At 63.9% G+C, this 17,848-nt stretch carries 21 protein-coding genes; 13 read left to right on the plus strand and 8 right to left on the minus strand.

Annotation, left to right across the window (positions count from 1 at the left end):
* The first annotated feature begins 94 nt into the window (after nt 1-94).
* The 5 genes from NKI38_RS03540 (at nt 95) to NKI38_RS03560 (ending at nt 3,658) form a co-directional block, all read left to right on the plus strand.
* A complete protein-coding gene (locus tag NKI38_RS03540) occupies nt 95-910 on the plus strand; it encodes an SDR family oxidoreductase (RefSeq protein WP_352654819.1) in 816 nt (271 codons plus the stop codon).
* A gap of 39 nt (nt 911-949) precedes the next feature.
* Nucleotides 950-1,435, plus strand: a complete 486-nt coding sequence (locus tag NKI38_RS03545) for a MaoC family dehydratase (protein WP_352654821.1) — start codon at nt 950-952, stop codon at nt 1,433-1,435.
* Nucleotides 1,432-2,466, plus strand: coding sequence for a phosphotransferase family protein (locus tag NKI38_RS03550; RefSeq protein WP_352654823.1), 1,035 nt, complete (start codon nt 1,432-1,434; stop codon nt 2,464-2,466). The genes NKI38_RS03545 and NKI38_RS03550 overlap by 4 nt, the downstream gene beginning before the upstream one ends.
* 116 nt (nt 2,467-2,582) lie before the next feature.
* Nucleotides 2,583-3,227, plus strand: coding sequence for a TetR/AcrR family transcriptional regulator (locus tag NKI38_RS03555; protein ID WP_352654824.1), 645 nt, complete (start codon nt 2,583-2,585; stop codon nt 3,225-3,227).
* A 182-nt stretch (nt 3,228-3,409) separates the two neighbouring features.
* Nucleotides 3,410-3,658, plus strand: a complete 249-nt coding sequence (locus tag NKI38_RS03560) for a DUF680 domain-containing protein (RefSeq protein WP_352654826.1) — start codon at nt 3,410-3,412, stop codon at nt 3,656-3,658.
* Nucleotides 3,659-3,700: 42 nt separating this feature from the next.
* On the opposite strand, the gene NKI38_RS03565 is transcribed toward NKI38_RS03560, so the two are convergent.
* From NKI38_RS03565 to NKI38_RS03600, 8 genes are all read right to left on the minus strand, one after another.
* Nucleotides 3,701-4,750: a Gfo/Idh/MocA family protein gene (locus NKI38_RS03565; RefSeq protein ID WP_352654828.1), complete on the minus strand. Its 1,050-nt coding sequence runs from the start codon at nt 4,748-4,750 to the stop codon at nt 3,701-3,703.
* Between the two features lie 46 nt (nt 4,751-4,796).
* On the minus strand, nt 4,797-5,582 hold the full coding sequence (locus NKI38_RS03570; protein WP_352654830.1) for a ThuA domain-containing protein: 786 nt from the start codon (nt 5,580-5,582) through the stop codon (nt 4,797-4,799).
* Between the two features lie 77 nt (nt 5,583-5,659).
* Entirely contained in the window at nt 5,660-5,890 is a 231-nt protein-coding gene (locus tag NKI38_RS03575; protein ID WP_023759682.1) for a hypothetical protein, read from the minus strand.
* 58 nt (nt 5,891-5,948) lie between these two features.
* On the minus strand, nt 5,949-6,533 hold the full coding sequence (locus tag NKI38_RS03580; protein WP_352654832.1) for a sarcosine oxidase subunit gamma: 585 nt from the start codon (nt 6,531-6,533) through the stop codon (nt 5,949-5,951).
* Nucleotides 6,526-9,519, minus strand: a complete 2,994-nt coding sequence (locus tag NKI38_RS03585) for a sarcosine oxidase subunit alpha (protein ID WP_352654834.1) — start codon at nt 9,517-9,519, stop codon at nt 6,526-6,528. The genes NKI38_RS03580 and NKI38_RS03585 overlap by 8 nt, the downstream gene beginning before the upstream one ends.
* Nucleotides 9,516-9,827: a sarcosine oxidase subunit delta gene (locus tag NKI38_RS03590; RefSeq protein ID WP_023759679.1), complete on the minus strand. Its 312-nt coding sequence runs from the start codon at nt 9,825-9,827 to the stop codon at nt 9,516-9,518. The genes NKI38_RS03585 and NKI38_RS03590 overlap by 4 nt, the downstream gene beginning before the upstream one ends.
* Before the next feature lie 12 nt (nt 9,828-9,839).
* On the minus strand, nt 9,840-10,280 hold the full coding sequence (locus tag NKI38_RS03595; protein WP_352654836.1) for a hypothetical protein: 441 nt from the start codon (nt 10,278-10,280) through the stop codon (nt 9,840-9,842).
* A complete protein-coding gene (locus NKI38_RS03600) occupies nt 10,280-11,533 on the minus strand; it encodes a sarcosine oxidase subunit beta (protein WP_184876774.1) in 1,254 nt (417 codons plus the stop codon). The genes NKI38_RS03595 and NKI38_RS03600 overlap by 1 nt, the downstream gene beginning before the upstream one ends.
* Nucleotides 11,534-11,749: 216 nt before the next feature.
* Here NKI38_RS03600 and NKI38_RS03605 point away from each other — a divergent pair, with 216 nt between their 5' ends.
* The 8 genes from NKI38_RS03605 to NKI38_RS03640 all read left to right on the plus strand — a co-directional run bounded on the left by NKI38_RS03605 (nt 11,750) and on the right by NKI38_RS03640 (nt 17,847).
* Nucleotides 11,750-12,109, plus strand: a complete 360-nt coding sequence (locus NKI38_RS03605; protein ID WP_352654838.1) for a YrdB family protein — start codon at nt 11,750-11,752, stop codon at nt 12,107-12,109.
* A 115-nt stretch (nt 12,110-12,224) separates the two neighbouring features.
* Entirely contained in the window at nt 12,225-12,983 is a 759-nt protein-coding gene (locus tag NKI38_RS03610; protein ID WP_352654840.1) for an SDR family oxidoreductase, read from the plus strand.
* Between the two features lie 128 nt (nt 12,984-13,111).
* Nucleotides 13,112-13,498, plus strand: coding sequence for an SET domain-containing protein (locus NKI38_RS03615; RefSeq protein WP_352654841.1), 387 nt, complete (start codon nt 13,112-13,114; stop codon nt 13,496-13,498).
* 184 nt (nt 13,499-13,682) lie between these two features.
* Nucleotides 13,683-13,961, plus strand: a complete 279-nt coding sequence (rpsU, locus tag NKI38_RS03620; protein ID WP_023810129.1) for a 30S ribosomal protein S21 — start codon at nt 13,683-13,685, stop codon at nt 13,959-13,961.
* A 141-nt stretch (nt 13,962-14,102) separates the two neighbouring features.
* Nucleotides 14,103-14,945 carry a tetratricopeptide repeat protein gene (locus tag NKI38_RS03625; protein WP_352654843.1) on the plus strand — a complete coding sequence of 281 codons (843 nt, stop codon included), beginning with the start codon at nt 14,103-14,105 and terminating at the stop codon, nt 14,943-14,945.
* Nucleotides 14,946-15,151: 206 nt separating this feature from the next.
* Nucleotides 15,152-15,628: a DUF992 domain-containing protein gene (locus NKI38_RS03630; protein ID WP_352654845.1), complete on the plus strand. Its 477-nt coding sequence runs from the start codon at nt 15,152-15,154 to the stop codon at nt 15,626-15,628.
* 92 nt (nt 15,629-15,720) lie between these two features.
* The gene (locus NKI38_RS03635; protein WP_352654847.1) at nt 15,721-16,203 is read left to right on the plus strand and encodes a DUF992 domain-containing protein; all 483 of its coding nucleotides are present in this window, start codon (nt 15,721-15,723) and stop codon (nt 16,201-16,203) included.
* A gap of 198 nt (nt 16,204-16,401) precedes the next feature.
* A complete protein-coding gene (locus NKI38_RS03640; RefSeq protein WP_352654849.1) occupies nt 16,402-17,847 on the plus strand; it encodes an MFS transporter in 1,446 nt (481 codons plus the stop codon).
* Nucleotide 17,848 lies beyond the last annotated feature (1 nt).

Consider the following 17,848-nt stretch of genomic DNA (forward strand, 5'->3'; position numbering starts at 1 on the left):
TGCCAGGCATTTTGTCTGTGGCAAGGATGACCGTACTTCGGATAGCCTTGTCAACGCGAACTGTTTGCCCGCATGCCGAGCGCGGAGGATTGTGATGAGCTATCTGGACGAGCTGTTTTCGGTGGCCGGCAAGAGCGCGCTGGTGACGGGTGCCGCAACCGGCATCGGCCGCATGGCGGCGACCGCGCTGGTGCAGGCCGGCGCCAGCGTGATGATCGCTTCGCGCAAGGGCGAGGACTGCATCAAGGTCGCCGAAGAACTGAACGGTCTTGGCGCCTCGGGCCGGGCGGAAGGCTTCGCCGGCGATGTCTCCAGCGAATCCGGCATTGCCGCACTCGTCGCCGAGGTCAAGGCGCGGACCGACAGGCTCAACATCCTGATCAACAATGCCGGCGTTTCCTGGGGCGCGCCGCTCGAAAGTTTTCCCTATTCGGCATGGGCGAAAGTGTTCGGCGTCAACGTCACCGCGGTCTTCCATCTGACCCGTGAATTGCTGCCGCTGCTCGATGCCGCCGCCAGCGATACCGACCCGGCCAGGGTCATCAATCTCGGTTCGGTGATGGGCACGCAACCGCTGGCCGACGACGCCTATTCCTACACGGCTTCGAAGGCCGCGGTTCACCATCTGACACGCACCCTGGCGCTGGAGTTCGCCGCCCGCCGCATCACCGTCAACGCTTTCGCCCCCGGCCCCTTCCAGAGCCGGATGACGGCGTTTGCCACCGGCACGGATGAACAGGCCAGACATGTCGGCAACCATGTTCCGATCGGCCGTATCGGCGCACCGGATGACATTGCCGGCGCAACGCTCTATCTGTGCAGCCGTGCAGGCAGCTATGTCACCGGCGCCATCCTGCCGATCGACGGCGGGCAATCGGTGCAGCATGGGCTGACGCTGTTCAAGGAATGACATTTTCCGGCCATAGAAGCCGGAGGTGAACTGGAGGACATGAGCGTGGAACCGATCAGTCTCGATGTGCTTCTGGCCAATATCGGCAAGGAAGTTGGCGTGTCGCCGTGGCGGGTGGTGACGCAACGTATGATCGACCAGTTCGCCGACGCCACCGACGATCATCAGTTCATCCACTGCGACCCGGAGCGGGCCACGCGCGAAACGCCGTTCGGCGGCACCATCGCACACGGCTTCCTGTCGCTGTCGCTGTTGTCGGCGATGACCTTCGAGACCATGCCGCCGCTGGAAAACAGCAAGATGGGCGTCAACCACGGCTTCGATACGCTGCGCTTCCTGGCGCCGGTGAAGACCGGCGCGCGCATCCGCACCCGTTTCGTGCTGGCCGACGTCAAGGTCAGGCCGTCGGGCTGGGTGCAGACGGCGCATGACGTGACGATCGAGATCGAAGGCTCGAAGAAACCGGCGCTGACCGCCCGCTGGCTGACGCTGACCCTGATCGAACGCCAGCCCGAGACGGTATGAAAGATCCGAACGTCCTCGACCAGGCCGCGCTTGCGCCTTACCTCGAGGCGAACATACCGGGCTTTTCCGGGCTTGCTGCAATCGAAAAGTTCAAATCCGGCCAATCGAACCCGACCTATCTGCTGACGGCGGCAAGCGGTCGTTACGTGCTGCGCGCCAAGCCGCCGGGCCAATTGCTGAAATCGGCGCATCAGGTCGACCGCGAATTCACGGTGATGAGCGCGCTTGCCGGCACTGCCGTGCCAGTGCCTGACATGCTGCATCTGTCGGCGGAGGACTCGCCGATCGGCCGCATGTTCTATGTGATGGATTTCCTCGACGGCCGCATCTTCTGGGATCCGGCGTTGCCGGAGGCAGGCGACAACGATGAACGCGCCGCCATCTACGATGCCATGAACGACACCCTCGCTGCGCTGCACGATGTCGACGTCGGGGCCGTGGGTCTGAGCGATTTCGGCCGGCCGGGCAATTATTTCGAGCGCCAGCTGGCGCGCTGGACCAGCCAGTACCGCGCCTCGGAGACCGGCACGGTGGCCGATATGGACCGGCTGATTGCCTGGCTGGAGACACACATGCCGGAAGATGACGGCCGCGTCTCGCTGGTGCATGGCGACTACCGGCTGGACAATCTGATCTTTGCTTCGGACCAGCCAAAAGTGGTGGCGGTGCTCGACTGGGAACTGTCGACATCAGGCCACCCCTTCGCCGATGTCGCCTACCAGTGCATGCAGTGGCGCCTGCCGCATAGCTCGGGTTTTCGCGGCTTGGGCGGTGTCGACCGGTCCGCACTCGGCCTGCCCTCCGAAACGGACTATGTCGCCAGCTACTGCCGGCGGCGCGGACTCAGCGGCATCGGCAACTGGACGTTCTTCCTCGCCTTCTCCTTTTTCCGGCTGGCTGCAATTTGCCAGGGAGTCTTCAAGCGGGCGCTGGACGGCAACGCCTCCAATCCGGAAAAAGCGAAAACCTATGGCGAGGCAGTGAAACTGCTTTCGCATCTCGCCGCGAAACTGATCGACAAGGAGGCGTGATGACGAGCGTCAGCGCAATCTGATGCTTGCCGCTTGGGAACCTGTCGCGCTCTTGTCCGTTTTCGTACAGCGTATATAATTTAGCCAGGCACCAACCCAACCAAAGGCACCAGATCTTGCCGCCGAGCGTCCAGACACGCCGCGAGAAACAAAAGGCCGAACTGCGCTCCGAACTGGTCGAGGCCGCGCACAAACTCGTCCAGGAGGAAGGCTATGAAGGCCTGACCATTCGCAAGCTGGCCAAGCGGGTCGGCTATGCTCCGATGTCGGTCTACTCCTACTTCGCCGATAAGCAGGATATCCTGTTCGCACTTGCCGAGGACGCGTTCGAGACGCTTGCCCGCCGCATCGAGGGGCATTCGTCCGACGATCCTATCGAGGCATTGCAGGCAGTCATGACCGAATATGCGGCCTTCGGGCTCGGCAATCCGAACGAATACCGCACCGTATTCATGACCGAGAAGACCAAGCTGCCGGAAGGCAGGAGCTACGAGGACATGGAAGAGGGCAACCCGGCCATGAAGGCGCTGATCAGCAGGGTCGAGGCCTGCGTCGCCGCCGGCAAATTGCAGGGCGATCCGCGCGCTATCGCCACAATGCTGTGGGCGGTCGGCCACGGCACGATCTCGCTGCTCATCACCTTTCCGTTCTACCCCTTCGGCGACCCGCAGGCCTTCGTGAAGCGCATGTGTGACTTCACGCTTGCCACGCTCAGCACGCAAAACGTACCGCCACTGACCGAGACACCGGTCAACTGCTAAAGCCGGTTCCTTTCGTTTCCATATTTCTCTCCGCCCAGCCAAACTGGGTGAATTTCTTGGTTAACAAAAAATTTATCGTACACGTACGGTTTCCACCTTGAACTTCGCGATCGACGGACGTATCTGTACAACGCATCGTACACGTACGAGAAAAATTCACCCGTCGAAACCGGAGACTGATTATGAAAAAGACGCTCCTCACCCTCGCCGCCGTGCTGGCACTTTCGGGCTCGGCCTTCGCCGCCAACACCACCCACCTGGTCAAGCACGCGTCCGCCGCGACCTGCATTGACACGAAGAGCAACGTGATGCTCGATTGCGCTTCGACCGGGTCGGTCGAGAAGAAGGGCTCCACGGAAAACACCGCTGAAGGCAAGGGCCCACGCCTCGGCATCAGCATCAATCCGTGGATCGTGCCGAGCGCATTCTGATTTCCGCAGAAATCACGCCTGGCCGGCACAAGCCGGCCAGCTTCAGCCGACCGAGGTCGGCCGTTTGGCTGCTGAACTCTCGAAGGCCGCGTCGATCAGCTTCTGCATGTCGGCGGCGCGCCGGAAGGACGGGTCACCGTTCCGGCCAGCATCCAGCGCGTCGGCAAAGCGCCGGGCGTTGCGTTTGACTTCGGGCGGTGCCAGCTTTTGCCAGCGTTGAAGATCGACATCCCCGCCCAGGCAGGCGGACAGGTTCGATAGCTTGCCGTCTGTCTCGACCTTGATGGCGCCCTTGGTGCCGTGCAGGGCCAGCGACAAATCGTTGGTGTGGCCGGTCATGTAGCGGCTCGCCACGATCGTGGCGAGCGCACCGGAGCTGAGCCGCGCCGTCATTGCGACGCTGTCATTGGCATCCAGCACATAGTCGCCGATACGCTCACCCTCGGCCTTCGGAAACGTCACCAGATCGGCATGCAGGCTGACGATATCCTGGTCGGCGCCATAGGTGGCGAAATCCAGGATATGAATGCCGACATCGCCGAGCACGCCGGTCGAGCCATGCCGGCTCGACAGGCGCCACAGCCACTTGTCCTCGACCCGCCAGTCGCCCCATGATTTGCTGACCAGCCAGCTTTGCCGGTAGTTCGCCTCGACATGGCGCAACTCGCCGATCTCGCCGGCCTGCACCATGCGCCGTGCTTCCTGGATCGCCGGTGAGTTGCGATAGGTCAGGTTGACCATGTTGACCACCCCGGCTGCCTCGGCCGCTTCGGTCATTGCCAGCGCATCGGCGTGGTTCGGTGCCAGCGGCTTTTCGCAAAACACATGCTTTCCCTCGGCAAGCAGCGCAAGCGTCGTCGCCATATGCGCACCATCCGGCGTCGCGTTGATGGCGGCATCGAACTGGCCCCAGGCGATCGCCGCTTCCAGGCTCTCGAAGAAATCGCCGATCTTGCTGGCGGCGGCGAACGCGGCCGCGCGGCCGGGCACCTGATCAACGCAGGCGACGATGCTGCAGCCGGCAATCCCGGCAAACTCCTCGACATGATGCCCGGCGATGCCGCCGGTGCCGAGCAGGAGAATTCGATGCATCAGTTCAGGCCCCCAATCACCTCACGTCGCAATCAACCCAGGCCTCTTAACTCAGGCCCTTGTCGCCGTCGGCATGCAGGCGCAAGCCTTTCTGGACGATCTTCTCCTTTGCCGCATCCGTCGGTACGTTTGGTGCATTGGTGATGCCGGACCAGGCCGGCGCCGGGTTGTGCGCCCAGTGCACGGCGTTGCGCAGCACCTGCTGCACGCCCTCATTGTGATAGATCGGATAGGTCTCGTGACCGGGCGAGAAGTAGAAGATCCTGCCGGCGCCGCGCTGATAAGTCAGCCCGGACCGGAACACCTCGCCGCCCTCGTACCAGGAAACGAACACCGTCTCGAACGGCTCCGGCACGGCGAAGGGCTCGCCATACATTTCGGTCTCGCCGATCTCCAGGCACTCGCCGATGCCTTGTGCGATCGGGTGGCCGCGGTTGATCGCCCAGACGCGCTCGCGCTCGCCCGCCTCGCGCCATTTCAGCGAACAGGGCGTACCCATCAGCCGCTTGAAAATCTTCGAGTAATGCCCGGAATGGAGCACAATCAGGCCCATGCCTTCCCACACCCTTTTCTGCACTCGCTCGACGATCTCGTCCTTGACCTCGCCATGCGCCGCGTGGCCCCACCACAAAAGCACATCGGTGGCGGCCAGGCGCTTTTCGCTCAAGCCATGTTCGGGTTCCTGCAAGGTGGCGGTGGTCGCCTCGATGCCCTTGTCCTGGTTGAGCGCCGAGGCAATGGTGCCATGCATGCCCAGGGGATAGAGGTCGCGCACGGCGGCATTGGTCTGTTCGTGGACATTCTCGCCCCAAACGATCGCTTTTGTCGGCATTTTCATCTCCCAAAGCGCTTTAAATAGCATGTCCAATGGGATTGAGAAGGTCCGATGCCGCCTGGCCCGATGGAAAACTACGCCTTGCGCTTCTTGCGCCCGGGCACGGTCTTGGCTTGGCCCGGCTTCGCCGGAGCGCCCGAGATGGACGATCCAGTGATCGACACCGGATCGCTGGCCGGGAACGTGTCTTCGAGGCCTTCCTCGAGTTCCTCTTCGGCGCTCGGCGCTTCGTGCCGCTCCTGTTCGAGCGAACGGACGGCCGACGTCTTTTTGACCGGCGACTTGGGCGCGGAATTCGACGGCATCGGCATTCTCCCTCGGCGTGAGGATGCAGAACGAGCCTGCCCTGCAAACGTTCCGGGTTCAGACCGCTGCGTCGCGCGATCCCTCGGACAAAAAAGTAAAGACATAATCCGAGAACGAACGCCAGCATTCAACCCGGAAGGCGTCCGCCGCGGTGCGCAACAGGACGATCTCGGTCTTGCCCAGGATGGTGCGCGACGCTGCTCCCACCGGGAAGCCATCGAGCGACAGGTCCTGCGGACAGCCCGCATTGATCGTCGCCGCCGCCCCGGTGCCTGTTACGGCGATGGCGATATTGCGATGCGAGATACCGACCGCCGAGTGCAAGGCGGAAACCCCGGCACAATCGGCCAGCGGATCCTTGCCCGCCTCATCGATGACAAGCCATTCGTCGGGGCCGAGCCACAAGGCGGTTCGCCCGCCCTTCGAAGCGGACGTCTTCGGCTTTTTCGGCAAGGTCACGCCGAGCGCCTTGGAAAGCGCTGCAAGCGAGGCCTGCGGTGCACGCAATGAAATGCGCTCGGCCGGCGGCAGCAACTCGACCTTGACGCCGGTCGCGGCCGTGCTGCGTCCGGCCAGCGCCGGACGGCGTTCTACCGAAGGCGGTGCAGCCGGTGCCGTCTTTCTTGCAGCAGCCTTAGCCATTGAGGCGCCCTCCCGTCTCGTCGAAGAACACCATGCCGGTAACCTCCACTTCGATCACCCCGTTCGGCATCGGCACATAGAGCGTGTCGCCCATGCGATCGCGGCCGCCGGCGACCAGCGCCAGTGCGATCGAGCGGCCGCAGTTTTCCGACCAATAGCTCGAGGTGACATGACCGATCATCTTCATCGGGATCGCCTGCTTCGGGTCTTCGACGATCTGCGCGCCCTCTTCCAGCACCAGTTTGGGGTCCTTGGTCTTCAGGCCGACCAGTTGCTTGCGGCCCTTGGCGACCAGATCAGGCCGCGTCAAGCCGCGGATGCCGACGAAGTCCGGCTTCTTCTTGCCGACCGCCCAGTCGAGACCGGCGTCGTTCGGTGTCACCGTGCCGTCGGTGTCCTGGCCGACGATGATGTAGCCCTTCTCGGCGCGCAGCACGTGCATCGCTTCGGTGCCGTAGGCGGCAGCGCCGTGCTTCTGGCCTTCCGCCCACAGCGCTTCCCAGACCGCCTGGCCATAGTCGGCCGGCACGTTGACCTCAAAGCCGCGCTCGCCGGTGAACGACATGCGGAACAGCCTGGTCGGCACGCCGCAGATCTTGCCTTCGCGCACCGACATATGCGGCAGCCCTTCGTCCGACATGTCGATGCCTTCGACCAGCGGCGCGATGATGTCCCGCGATTTGGGACCCTGCACGGCGATGACCGCCCATTGCTCGGTGATCGAGGTCAGCCAGACGTTGAGATGCGGGAACTCGGTCTGGAGATAATCCTCCATGTGGTTCATGACGCGCGGCGCGCCGCCGGTCGTCGTCGTCACGTGGAAACGGTCCGGCGCAAGCCTGCCGACGACGCCGTCATCATAGATGAAGCCGTCCTCGCGCAGCATGATGCCGTAGCGGCAGCGGCCGGGCTCCAGCTTCTCCCATGGGTTGGTGTAGAGCAGCTCCATGAACTTCGCCGCATCCGGACCGACCACTTCGATCTTGCCCAGCGTCGAGGCATCGAACAGGCCAGCCGTCTTGCGCACCGCGACGCATTCGCGGTCGACCGCGGCGTGCATGTCCTCGCCCGCCTTGGGGAAATACCAGGCGCGTTTCCACTGGCCGACATCCTCGAACACGGCACCTTGCGCCTCGGCCCAGGGATGGATCGCGGTCTTGCGCGTCGGGTCGAACAGCGGACCGCGCGCATGGCTGACGATCGCGCCGAAGGTCACCGGCGTATAGGGCGCCCGGAACGTGGTCAGGCCGACTTCCGGGATCGGCTTGCCCAGCGTTTCGGCGGCAATCGCCAGGCCGTGCATGTTGGAGGTCTTGCCCTGGTCGGTCGCCATGCCGTTGGTGGTGAAGCGCTTGACGTGTTCGATCGAGCGCATGCCCTCATGCACCGCCTGGCGAATGTCCTTGGCGGTGACGTCGTTCTGGAAATCGACGAACGCCTTCACCGTCGTGTCCGGCCCGGCGCCGGGGGCCGCACCCAGCATGCCGCGCGACCAACTCTCCGAGGCGTCGACCTTCGGCTTCGTACCCTTGGCGGTTTTGGCACCCGCATCCTTGGCCGCCTTGGCGCCCGCCGCATAGGCCTCGTCGATTGTTGCCGAAAGCCCGTCAGTGCCGTTGCAGGCGCCGACCGAGACGCAGTCCTGCGCATAGGTGCCCGGCACGAAGCGCTTGGTTTCGTCATTGAAGGCGACCTTGCCGCGCGATTGCGAGAACAGATGCACCGACGGCGTCCAGCCGGCCGACATCAGGATCGCATCGACCGGGATGGTGCGTTCGCCGCCGCCATTCTTCGGCTGCACGGTCATCGACGACACCCTGAGCTTGCCGCCGGCGCGGATCACCGCGCGGCCGAAATTGACCTCGATGCCGAGCGCCCTCGCCTCGTCGATCACCGGCCCGGTCGGGTTGTCGCGCAAATCGACGATCGCCGCCACGTTGACGCCGGCCTTCTTGAGGTCGATTGCCGCTGCATAGGCGGAATCATTGGCGGTGTAGACGCCGACATTCTTGCCGACCGCGACGCCATAGTGGTTGAGATAGGTACGCGCCGCACCTGCCAGCATGACGCCCGGCCGGTCGTTGTCGGCGAACACCATGTGGCGCTCGATGGCGCCGGAGGCCAGCACCACGCGCTTGGCCCTGACCTGCCACAGCCGCTCGCGCGCCAGATCGTGGCCGGGCGCCTTCAAATGATCGCTGACACGCTCGACCAGCCCGACGAAATTCTGTGCGTAGTAGCCGAACGCCGTCGTGCGCGATAGCACGCGGACATTGTCCATGGCGGCGAGCTTCGCCACCGCACCTTGAGCCCAGGCAAAGCCGTCCTGGCCGTCGATTTTAGCGCCGCTCTCGAAACGCAGGCTGCCGCCAAACTCGGCCTGCTCGTCGGCGAGAATGACGCGCACGCCGGTTTCAGCCGCTGCCAATGCCGCCGCGATGCCGGCGGCACCGCCGCCCAGCACCAGCACGTCGCAATGCGCATAGCGCGACGAATAATGATCGGGATCCGGTTGGTCCGGGGAAACGCCAAGGCCGGCCGCGGCGCGGATCTTGGGCTCGTACAGGCTCTTCCACGCGGCCTTCGGCCACATGAAGGTCTTGTAGTAGAAGCCGGCCGAAAACAGCGGCGACGCCAGGTCGTTGATCGCGCTGACGTCGAAGGACAGTGACGGCCAGCGGTTCTGCGACTGCGCGTCCAGCCCGTCGTAGAGTTCCTGCACGGTGGCCCGTACGTTCGGCGTCCTGCGCGCCGCGTCGCGCTTGATCTCGACCAGCGCGTTCGGCTCCTCGGCGCCCGCCGACAGGATGCCGCGCGGACGATGGTACTTGAACGAGCGGCCGACGAGATGGACGCCATTGGCGAGCAGCGCCGAGGCCAGCGTGTCGCCCTCGATGCCGGCATAGGACTGGCCATCGAAGCTGAACCGCGCGGTCTTCGCCTGCTTGAAGCGGCCGGCTCCGGGAATGCGGTACGCGCCGCTCATTTGGCAACCACTTCGTTAGAGTTTTTGGGCAGCTTGGAGGGTTTCGGCTCGCCGGCCTTGTAGGTCATGACGAACTTGTCGGTGACGGTGTCGCGTACGGCGTTGAAGAAGCGCGCGCAGCCATGCATGTGCCGCCAGCGCTCATAGATGATGCCCTTGGGGTTCGAGCGGATGAAGAAGAACTTTTCGAAATCATCGTCGCTCTCGCCTGCCATGTTGGCAGAGCGCGCGATATGCGCCTCGCCGGCGTTGCGGAACTCGAGTTCCGGGCGCTCTTCCTCGCAATAGGGGCAGCGGATGAGAAGCATTTTGGTTCGTTCCTACAATTCGCCGTGGCCGACGCGGGCACCCGCCGGTTGATCGCAAAGCTTCTGTCCCAACGTAGCGAACGGCGCGACGAGCCGGATGCGCTCTTCCACGCTTGCAGCGGGACGAAACAGATCGCGAGACGCCATGTTGCCGAGGGTGAGTTGCATCGGATCGGTGGTGACGATCACCTGGCGTGGCGTGAACGTCTCGTCCTCGTCGAGCCCTTGGGGTCGTCCCTCGAAGAACATCACCACCCTCTGGCCACCGCTCCAGACGCAGGCCAGCATGCCCTCGTCGACGGAAAACGGCCAGTTGGCTTCGTTCCCGGCGCGACTGATCGGCTGCGTGCGCACCTCGTCCGCCGACGGAAAATGGAACATGCCCCGTTCTCCCGCCAGCACTTGTTCCCCCGCCAGCATCAGCGGCATCGCGACAGCCATCTGCGCCATCATCAGTGCGCCACCGCCGCCGCCGCCGCCTCGTCGATGAGGCGGCCGGTGCGGAAGCGCTCGATGGTGAAGGGTGCGTTGATCGGGTGCGGATCATCCCTCGCGATCGTGTGGGCAAAGACATGGCCCGAGCCCGGCGTTGCCTTGAAGCCGCCCGTGCCCCAGCCGCAATTGACGTAGAGGCCGGGCACCGGCGTCTTGGCCAGGATCGGCGAGCGGTCCGGCGTCACATCGACGATGCCGCCCCACGAGCGCAGCATCTTCATGCGCGTGAAGATCGGGAACATCTCGCAGATGGCGTCCAGCGTGTGCTGGAGAATGTGCAGGCCGCCGGTCTGCGAATAGGAAACATACTGGTCGGTGCCGGCGCCGATAACCAGTTCGCCCTTGTCGGATTGCGAGATATAGGCGTGCACCGTGTTCGACATGACAACGCAAGGCACCACCGGCTTGACCGGCTCCGACACCAGCGCCTGCAACGGATAGCTTTCCAGCGGCATGCGCACGCCGGCCATGTTCATGATCACCGAGGAATGGCCGGCGGCAACGACGCCGACCTTCTTGGCGCCGATGAAGCCGCGCGTCGTGTCGACGCCCATGACGGCGCCATTGGCGGCCCGCTTGACCCCGGTGACTTCGCAATTCTGGATGATGTGCACGCCGCGCGCCGAGGCGCCCCGCGCATAGCCCCAGGCAACGGCATCGTGGCGCGCCGTACCACCGCGCCGCTGCAGCGCCGCACCGACGACCGGATAGCGCGCGTCTTTGGAGGTGTTGAGCGGCGGGCAGAATTCCTTCGCCTGCTCCGGCGTCAGCCATTCATTGTCGATGCCGTTCAGCCGGTTGGCGTGCACGTGGCGCTTCAGCACCTGGATATCGTGAACATTGTGCGCGAGCATCATGACGCCGCGCGCCGAATACATGACGTTGTAGTTGAGCTCCTGGCTCAGCCCATCCCACAGCTTCAACGCGTGGTCGTAGATGCCGGCGCTCTCGTCATAGAGATAGTTGGAGCGGATGATGGTGGTGTTGCGGCCGGTGTTGCCGCCGCCGAGCCAGCCCTTTTCCAGCACCGCGACATTGGTGATGCCGTGCACCGTGGCAAGATAGTAGGCGGTGGCCAGGCCATGGCCGCCGGCGCCGACGATGATGACGTCATATTCCTTCTTGGGCTCAGGCGAGGACCACTGCTCCTCCCAGCCCTTGTGGCCGCGCATGGCCTCGCGGGCGATGGCGAATACCGAATATTTCTTCAACGTCCCAGCCTCTCGCCAAAAGGTCTCGCGAATAGCGGCCGGGCGTTCATTCGATCCCGGCGCGCGAGGTGTATCACTAGCGAAACAGCGCTTCCACCCTTGCGCTGTTTGCGACGGCGCTTGCCGTTTTGCGCCGTGGTGAAAAAGACGCATGCACTCTGGCTCCTATGAGAGCCTTCAGTCAGATTGTCTGTGATGGAAATCCGGAGGACGATCGTGGGCAATGCCTGGTGGAACTTGACGTTGCGCTTCCTGCTGGAGCTTGCCGCCTTGCTTGGCGTCGGCATTGCGGGCTGGAGCCTGTCCGACGGATGGTGGCGCTGGGTCCCTGCACTGGCCTTGCCGCTCATCGCGGCTGTGCTGTGGGGGACCTTCGCGGTACTCAACGACCCAAGCCGGTCGGGCCGCGCACCGGTGCCTGTGCCCGGCGCGGTGCGGCTGGTGCTCGAACTTGTCATCCTGTTCGGTGGTGCTGCGGGATTCTATGTCGCCGGTTACACGACAACGGGCACCATCATCGCCCTGCTCATCGCCATCAGCTACGCATTTTCGTTCGATCGACCGGTTGGCTGCTGAGGCAATAGTTCAGGACGACGCTGCCTTCGCAGGTATCGGGTGGCTCCGACCCGCCCCATTTGCGACCAAGCATCCGATTACCAGCAGAGCTGGCGCGAAGCAAAGGATGCATAAAATGTTCGTACTCGCCAACAAGATCGCCATCGTCACCGGCGCCAGTTCCGGCATCGGCCGCGCCACGGCAAAACTCTTTGCCGAAGAAGGCGCCAAGGTCATCGTGGCCGCCCGGCGTCAGGCCGAACTCCAGGCGCTTGTCGCCGAGATCGAAGACGCCGACGGAATGGCCGTTGCCCTTGCCGGCGATGTCCGCGACGAAGCCTATGCAAAGGCCCTTGTCGATCTGGCGGTCGAAAAGTTCGGTGGGCTCGACATCGCATTCAACAATGCCGGTGCCGTTGGCCAGATGGGGCCGATTTCGGACCTGCCGCTGGAGGGCTGGCGCGAGACGCTCGACACCAACCTCACGAGCGCCTTTCTCGGTGCGAAATACCAGGTGCCGGCGATGATCGAGCGTGGCGGCGGTTCGCTGATCTTCACCTCCACCTTCGTCGGCCACACCATCGGCATGCCAGGCATGACCAGCTATGCCGCCAGCAAAGCCGGGCTCATCGGACTGACGCAGGTGCTGGCCGCCGAATACGGCCCAAAAGGCGTGCGGGTCAACGCGCTGCTGCCCGGCGGTACCGACACGCCGGCAGCGACCTTCAAGACTCCGGAATCACGAGCATTCGTCGAAGGTCTGCATGCGCTGAAGCGTGTAGCGGTGCCCGAGGAGATCGCCCGTTCGGCGCTCTATCTCGCCTCCGACGCCTCGAGTTTCATCACCGGAACGGCACTGCTGGCCGATGGCGGCGTGTCGATCAACCGGACGTGAAGGGTTTTCGCGGCCAAGACGCATGTTCATAGCCGCAAGGCGGGCAGCCGGTCTTGCTTTTTCCGCGCGATTTGGCGATGCCGTTTCCTGTCGAAACGGGTCTTCTTGCCAAAACCGGTCCTGCAACCATGATGCTGATCAGAACCTATGTGGCTGCGAGCGCAATCGAAGGTGTCGGCGTGTTCGCCGCCGAGCCGATCAGGAGAGGCGCATCGATCTGGCGGCTCGATCCCGATTTCGACCGGCTGATCCCGATGGACAAATACCATTCAGCGCCGCCGCATCTGAGGGAACTGCTCGACCGTTACGCGTATCCGAGTCCGGACCGGCCGGGTTTCATGGTCTATGAAGTCGACAATGGGCGCTTCATGAACCATTCGGGCAACCCGAACACGGATTTTTCACGGTATGGCGGGGCTACCGCGACCCGCGACATCGCCGAGGGCGAGGAGATCACCTGCGACTACGGCGAGTTCTTCGAGGATTTCGAGCGGCTGCACCTCGCCACGGCGTAGTCGGCCCCTTATCTTGATCTTGTGGCAAACCGGCTGCGGTTTGGCCCGCCAAGTTCATTTCGACTGTGGACAGCGCGGCATGATTCTGCTATCAGCCGCCCCAATTCGTGGTGTAGACCGCCGCGGAGGCTGGTGGCTATGGCCGCTTGCCTGTTGATATCAAACCCGAAAGACAGGATTGCCCGTGCAGGTACTCGTCCGCGACAATAACGTTGATCAGGCGCTTCGCGCTCTCAAGAAGAAGATGCAGCGCGAAGGCATTTTCCGCGAAATGAAGATGCGCGGTCACTACGAGAAGCCGTCCGAGAAGCGCGCCCGTGAAAAGGCTGAAGCCGTCCGCCGCGCCCGCAAGCTGGCCCGCAAGCGCGCCCAGCGCGAAGGCCTGCTGCCGATGACGCCGCGCCCGGTTGCTGCTGGCGCCGCCGGTGGTGCAGGTGGCGCTCCGCGTCCGCCGCGGTTCTAACGCCAATTTTTCGTCCTTTTCGAAGGATATCAGAGGTGGCGCGATGCGGAATCGCCGCCACCTTTTTGTTTTGGTTGTGACCCGGCCCGGAGGGGGGAACCGGACCAGAGCGACGCGGCTTGAAGTGAGGACAGGGCAGACATGAACGCAACAAGCGTGGAGCGCGGGACCGCATTGCGTGGTTTCGCCCTGACAGTGGCCCTGCTCTCCGGACTGGCGCTTGCCGGCTGCCAGACGTCAGGCCCGACCGGCGAATTCAACAACATCGACAAGGCGCAGGGGTCGAGCGAGAACATCTCGTCGCTGTCGGCGGTTATCCAGCGCAATCCCCAGGATCCTGAAGCCTACAACGTGCGTGGCTCGGCCTATGGCCGCGGCGGCCAGTACCAGGCGGCGCTCAAGGACTTCAACCAGGCCATTCAGCTCAATCCGAATTTCTACCAGGCCTATTCGAACCGCGCGCTCATCCAGCGCTTCCTCGGCAACCAGGAAGCCGCGCTCGCGGACTACAACCGCTCGATCCAGATCAATTCAAATTATGACGCCGCCTATATCGGCCGTGGCAATCTCTACCGCAAGGCAGGTCGCACCCAGGACGCTTTCAACGACTTCCAGAAGGCGATCCAGCTCGACACGACCGACGCGCGTGCCTACCACAATCGTGGCCTGATCTATCAGAGCCAGGGCCAGCACAAGTTCGCCATCGAAGACTTCTCGACGGCCATCTCGCTGGCGCCGGACGCCGCCGAGCCCTATAATGGCCGTGGTCTCTCCTATCTGGCGACCAACGACGAAGACAACGCCTTCTCCGACTTCAACATGGCGATCAAGCTCGACAGCAAGAATGCCGAAGCCTGGTCCAACCAGGCGCTGATCTATGAGCGGCGCGGCGACAAGGCGAAGGCCGCGAAATCCTATAAGGAAGCCGTTCGCCTCGACCCGACCTACCAGCCGGCCAAGGATGGCCTCGCCCGCGTCAGCTAGTCGATTTCGGCAAGCATTCCCACACAATCTGCGTGGCATCCAGGTGCTGCGCCGTCCTTTTGCGTGTCCGAAAAGACGCACTCCGGCAACCGTGCGTTAACCCCGGCAGCAAGGGGTTGACCCGTGCCTTGTTCGCGCCAAGTTTTCAGCGGAACGGTCTGCCCACCCAATCCGTTATTAAAAAGTTATTTGCGAAAGGACCTCCCATGATCAAGAAACTCGCCTGCGCCGCTGTCCTCGCCATGACGGCGTTTGCCGTCGCTCCGGCCAGCGCCGGCAAGCTGCAACTCGGCACGCTAGACTGCACAATCGACGGCGGCACCGCCTACATCGTCGCCTCCAACAAGGGCGTGTCCTGCGTCTTCCGCCCCCATCATCAGGGACCGTCCGAGGTTTACACCGGCGTGATCTCCAAGATCGGCCTCGATGTCGGCAAGACGCATCAGGGCCAGCTCGTCTGGGCCGTGCTGGCGGCAACGCGTGATCGTGACGCGGGCGACCTCGCCGGCAGCTATTACGGCGTCAACGCCGAGGCGAGCGTGGTGACCGGCGGCGGCGCCAATCTGCTGGTCGGCGGACTGGACAGCGCCTTCATGCTGGAGCCGCTCAGCGTCCAGGCGCAGACCGGCGTCAACCTTGCCGTGGCCGTGACCGCGCTCCAGCTCATCCACTCGTTCAAGTAAATGCATGGAGCCATGCGCTCCATGCCCCCTCACCCTGCGGCGCGGAACCAGATAGGATGGTTCCGCGCCGTTTGATTTTTGGGGGGACCGCCATGCCGAAGACAGCCATCGCCGCTGCCGTGATCGCCACTGTGCTTGCCGGCGCGGCGCAAGCCCAGGACCAGGGCATAGAGCTCGGCACGCTCGATTGCGCCATCGGCGGCGGCACCGGTTTCATCTTCGGCTCGAGCAAGGATCTGAGCTGCACCTTCAACCCCGCCGACAAGAGCTTCGCGCCGGAAGCCTATTTCGGCGCGGTCAACAAATACGGCCTCGATATCGGCACGACGAAGCAGACGGTCATGCAGTGGATCGTGCTGACGCCGCTGAAGAACATCTATGCGCCGGGCGCGTTGGCCGGTGACTATATCGGCGCCAGCGCCGAGGTGACGGCCGCCGTCGGCGCCGGCGCCAATCTGCTGGTCGGCGGCTCCTCGCAGGCCTTCACCTTGCAGCCGCTCAGCCTGCAGACGCAGACCGGCATGAACCTTGCGATCGGCGTCAGCCAGTTCCAGTTGCGCAGCACCGAGAATTGATCGCGCCACCGGACCGCATCCCGAAAAAATTCGCTTGAGCTCAACCCCGGTTGAGGTTTTACAAGCCTGCCCCGACCGGAGCAGCGCGCTCGATGCGGCGCGCGATATACGCTCCTGCCTGCGCATGGTCCTGCCGGAAACCCGTACTGGCTTCTGGCGCCCTGCGCTGGCCTCAAGATATGGAAGGCAGGGGTGGACATGACCGAAATCAGCACAAACAGGGTCGACTGGCGCGCATTGTGGGCAAGCGGCGACCTGGCGCGCTTCTGCTTCATCAGCCTCGGCATCCTGCTGCACGCCACCAACGAAACGATGGTGGCAACGGTGATGCCGGCCATGGTCGGCGAACTGGCCGGCGTGCAGCTCGTCGGCTGGTCGCTGGCGATCTACGAACTCGGCGCCATCGTCGCCGGGGCAGCCGCCGGTCGGCTGGTGAGCTATGTCCCGCTGCGCACCAACATGGTTGTCGCCGCGCTGCTTTATGCAGCCGGAGCGCTGATCTGCGCCACCTCGCCTTCCATGCAACTCTTCCTTGCCGGCCGGCTGATCGAGGGGCTTGGTGGCGGGGCGCTGGTGTCGCTGGCCTTCGTGTCGGTCGAGCGGCTGTTCTCGCGCGCCATCTGGCCGCAGCTTTTCGGCATCATGTCGGCGATCTGGGGCGTAGCCGCCTTCAGCGGACCGTTGCTCGGCGCGATCATGACCGAGCTTCTGTCATGGCGCTGGGCCTTCGGCATCTTCACCCTCGGCGGTGCCGCCATGGCGCTGGCAAGCTTCATCGTGCTGAACACGCCGGAAGCGACGAAGCCCAAGGCGAGCACAGGCAGGGCGCCGCCCTTCCCGTTCGCGGCCCTTGCCTGCCTTGCCGTCGCCGTGGTGCTGATTGCCTCGGCCGGCGTCGATATCGCCTTGCTGCGTTCCTCGCTGCTGATGGCCCTCGGGCTGGTCGGCCTGGTGCTGTTCTTCTACATCGACGCGCTGAAGCCGCGCTCGCGGCTGTTCCCGGCGCGGCTGTTCTCGTGGCGCACGCCGGTCGGCGCCGGCATGACCATGGTTGCCGCCTTTTCGGTCGCGACCTGTTCCTTCGGCGTCTACGGGCCGCTGCTGCTGACCAGCCTGCACGACATTTCGCTGCTGACCACCGGCTACATCATCGCCGCCGAATCGATCGCCTGGTCGATCCTGTCGATCCTCGTCGCCAATGCGCCGCCACGACGCGAGCGGCTGATCATCGTTGGCGGTGCGGTGATGATCGCGGCCGGCATCGCCGGCTTCGCCTACACGATACCGCTGGGCTCCATTCCGCTGATCCTGATCTGCGCCTTGCTGCAAGGCGGCGGCTTCGGCGTGGCCTGGCCCTTCCTGACGCGCGTCATCGTCGCCTCCGCGCCGGAGGGCGAGCAGACCATCGCCTCGGCGGCGGTACCGACCATGCAGCGCATCGGCTATGCCGTGGGTGCCGCACTTGCCGGCATCGTCGCCAACGCCAGCGGCTTTTCGCAAGGTTTGAACCCCGACGCGGCGGCGAATGTCGCGTCCTGGCTGTTTCTTGCCTTCGTGCCGCTCGGCATTGTCGGCTGCGTGGCGGCTCTGCGAGTATCCACCCCCCTTGGTCAGCCGCGGGAAGCTATCGCAGCTAAACCTTAGC

This window comes from Mesorhizobium sp. M0621, from assembly GCF_040320745.1.
In the GTDB taxonomy this organism is placed as follows: Bacteria; Pseudomonadota; Alphaproteobacteria; order Rhizobiales; family Rhizobiaceae; genus Mesorhizobium.

What these genes read in the sequence shown, in the direction of transcription:
- NKI38_RS03540 (WP_352654819.1), top strand. Translation starts at nt 95, where the DNA reads ATGAGCTATCTGGACGAGCTGTTTTCGGTGGCCGGCAAGAGCGCGCTG.
- NKI38_RS03545 (WP_352654821.1), top strand. Translation starts at nt 950, where the DNA reads ATGAGCGTGGAACCGATCAGTCTCGATGTGCTTCTGGCCAATATCGGC.
- NKI38_RS03550 (WP_352654823.1), top strand. Translation starts at nt 1,432, where the DNA reads ATGAAAGATCCGAACGTCCTCGACCAGGCCGCGCTTGCGCCTTACCTC.
- NKI38_RS03560 (WP_352654826.1), top strand. Translation starts at nt 3,410, where the DNA reads ATGAAAAAGACGCTCCTCACCCTCGCCGCCGTGCTGGCACTTTCGGGC.
- NKI38_RS03565 (WP_352654828.1), bottom strand. Translation starts at nt 4,750, where the DNA reads ATGCATCGAATTCTCCTGCTCGGCACCGGCGGCATCGCCGGGCATCAT.
- NKI38_RS03570 (WP_352654830.1), bottom strand. Translation starts at nt 5,582, where the DNA reads ATGCCGACAAAAGCGATCGTTTGGGGCGAGAATGTCCACGAACAGACC.
- NKI38_RS03575 (WP_023759682.1), bottom strand. Translation starts at nt 5,890, where the DNA reads ATGCCGTCGAATTCCGCGCCCAAGTCGCCGGTCAAAAAGACGTCGGCC.
- NKI38_RS03580 (WP_352654832.1), bottom strand. Translation starts at nt 6,533, where the DNA reads ATGGCTAAGGCTGCTGCAAGAAAGACGGCACCGGCTGCACCGCCTTCG.
- NKI38_RS03585 (WP_352654834.1), bottom strand. Translation starts at nt 9,519, where the DNA reads ATGAGCGGCGCGTACCGCATTCCCGGAGCCGGCCGCTTCAAGCAGGCG.
- NKI38_RS03590 (WP_023759679.1), bottom strand. Translation starts at nt 9,827, where the DNA reads ATGCTTCTCATCCGCTGCCCCTATTGCGAGGAAGAGCGCCCGGAACTC.
- NKI38_RS03595 (WP_352654836.1), bottom strand. Translation starts at nt 10,280, where the DNA reads ATGATGGCGCAGATGGCTGTCGCGATGCCGCTGATGCTGGCGGGGGAA.
- NKI38_RS03610 (WP_352654840.1), top strand. Translation starts at nt 12,225, where the DNA reads ATGTTCGTACTCGCCAACAAGATCGCCATCGTCACCGGCGCCAGTTCC.
- NKI38_RS03615 (WP_352654841.1), top strand. Translation starts at nt 13,112, where the DNA reads ATGATGCTGATCAGAACCTATGTGGCTGCGAGCGCAATCGAAGGTGTC.
- NKI38_RS03625 (WP_352654843.1), top strand. Translation starts at nt 14,103, where the DNA reads ATGAACGCAACAAGCGTGGAGCGCGGGACCGCATTGCGTGGTTTCGCC.
- NKI38_RS03630 (WP_352654845.1), top strand. Translation starts at nt 15,152, where the DNA reads ATGATCAAGAAACTCGCCTGCGCCGCTGTCCTCGCCATGACGGCGTTT.
- NKI38_RS03635 (WP_352654847.1), top strand. Translation starts at nt 15,721, where the DNA reads ATGCCGAAGACAGCCATCGCCGCTGCCGTGATCGCCACTGTGCTTGCC.
- NKI38_RS03640 (WP_352654849.1), top strand. Translation starts at nt 16,402, where the DNA reads ATGACCGAAATCAGCACAAACAGGGTCGACTGGCGCGCATTGTGGGCA.